The sequence below is a fragment of the Arsukibacterium sp. genome (genome assembly GCF_041616895.1).
Lineage (GTDB): Bacteria > Pseudomonadota > Gammaproteobacteria > Enterobacterales > Alteromonadaceae > Alishewanella.
In genome coordinates, this window is record NZ_JBFJPY010000203.1 from 1 (window position 1) to 2,013 (window position 2,013).

Here is a 2,013-nt window from a genome sequence, read left to right on the forward strand (position 1 = left end):
AGTCGACCCTAAATATAAACTGCTTACCCAATTAATGTACGGCAGCGGCCTGCGCCTGATGGAAGCGGTTCGGTTGCGGGTGCATGACATTGATTATGATTATTTATCAGTGATGGTATGGCAGGGAAAAGGTAATAAAAACCGTTTCAGGCCCGCCTGCGACTGTTCAAATTCATTCCTGATGAATTTGTGCTACTCACCCGCTAGAGTCGGGCGCCGACATCCGCACAGTACAAGAGCTAAGTGCTCTTTCCAGCCTATTATGACAAGTTCAGCGATTGCTAAGGCTTTTAGGGTAAGGCTTCTCGTTGAAGGCATAGTGGTGCTCTGTCGAAACGAGGTAACGATGCCATAAAAGTTTTGGCAATCGCCCTTCGGGTCGGTTTAAAGGGAACTCAGACTTCGTTACTCATTTTTGATTTAGCACCACTAAACCTTCAAATGAATGCCTAGCCTGAGCCCCTTTAATTCCGACTGAATCCTTCATAATAGGCTGAAAAGAGTACCTGGCCATACCGACGTTAAAACCACCCAAATATATACGTATGTACTAAAGCAAGGTGCCAGTGGCGTAAAAAGCCCGCTGTCGCAGCTGCTATAAAAAAGGGCGCTAAGCGCCCTATTCCTTATTCATCAGTTAATATCTGATTAGAAGCAATCACCTGGTATGCGCACCCAGCCTTCCATTAACACCCGCGCGCTGCGGCTCATAATGGCTTTAGTAACGGTCCATTCGCCATCAACCTTTTCAGCAGCGGCGCCAACTTTCAGCGTACCGGAAGGATGGCCAAAGCGCACCGCTTCGCGAGCAGTACCACCTGCCGCCAGGTTGACCAAAGTACCGGGAATAGCAGCTGCGGTGCCAATGGCCACCGCGGCCGTGCCCATCATGGCGTGGTGCAATTTACCCATAGATAATGCCCGCACCAGCAGGTCGATATCTGTTGCGGCCACTTCTTTGCCACTTGACGATACATACTGCTGTGGTGGCGCAACAAAAGCGACTTTAGGCGTGTGCTGGCGCACCGTAGCTTGCTCTACTTCGTTAATTAACCCCATCTTAAGTGCGCCATAAGCGCGAATGGTTTCAAAACGCTGCAAGGCTGCCGCATCACTGTTAATGGCATCTTGTAACTCGGTGCCGGTATAGCCAATATCTGCCGCATTAATAAAGATGGTCGGGATGCCGGCGTTAATCAGGGTGGCTTTTATGCTGCCAATCCCGGGTACCTCCAGCTCATCAACCACATTACCGGTAGGAAACATGGCACCACCGCCCTCGCCTTCGTCAGCGGCCGGGTTTACAAATTCAATTTCTACTTCAGCTGCCGGAAATGTGACGCCGTCCAGCACAAAGTCGCCTGTTTCCTGCACTTCGCCGTTAGTAATAGGCACATGGGCGATAATGGTTTTGCCAATATTGCCCTGCCAAATTCGCACAGTACAAATACCATTTTGTGGAATACGATCCTTTGCTACCAGGCCGTTGCTAATCGCGAATGAACCTACTGCAGCACTTAAGTTACCGCAGTTGCCGCTCCAGTCGATAAAGGGTTTATCTATCGCTACCTGGCCAAAAATATAATGCACATCGTGGTCGGCCTTGCTGCTTTTGCTTAAAATAACCGCCTTACTGGTGCTGGACGTAGCACCGCCCATACCATCAGTGTGTTTACCATAAGGGTCGGGGCTGCCAATCACCCGTAACAATAGTTTGTCGCGGGCTGAGCCAGGCTGCTGCGCCGCTTCTGGTAAATCATCCAGCTTAAAAAACACCCCTTTTGAGGTGCCGCCACGCATATAGGTGGCTGGAATTTTAATCTGTGGTTTGGTCATATTATTACCCATTGAAATCTGTAAATTTGCGTGGAGTACGAGCCGATCATCTCTTTCTGCTCATCACAGCAACTCGCCCTGATGCCTGCGGCAGGGCTCAGACACTCTGTGATGACATAAAGAGACATCGGCTCTCCCTTGCCAAATTCAAAGCTTATATCCCTGCCAGATTACTGC

At 49.8% G+C, this 2,013-nt stretch carries 2 protein-coding genes; one reads left to right on the plus strand and one right to left on the minus strand.

All coding sequences use genetic code 11. The annotated features are described in order from the left end of the window. The coding region (locus ABY802_RS16790) for a tyrosine-type recombinase/integrase (RefSeq protein ID WP_372628261.1) at positions 1–355 on the plus strand (355 nt) is incomplete at its 5' end. A gap of 293 nt (positions 356–648) precedes the next feature. Here the strand turns inward: ABY802_RS16790 and prpF are convergent. Further along, on the minus strand, positions 649–1,836 hold the full coding sequence (gene prpF / locus ABY802_RS16795) for a 2-methylaconitate cis-trans isomerase PrpF (protein WP_372628262.1): 1,188 nt from the start codon (positions 1,834–1,836) through the stop codon (positions 649–651). Positions 1,837–2,013: the final 177 nt, after the last annotated feature.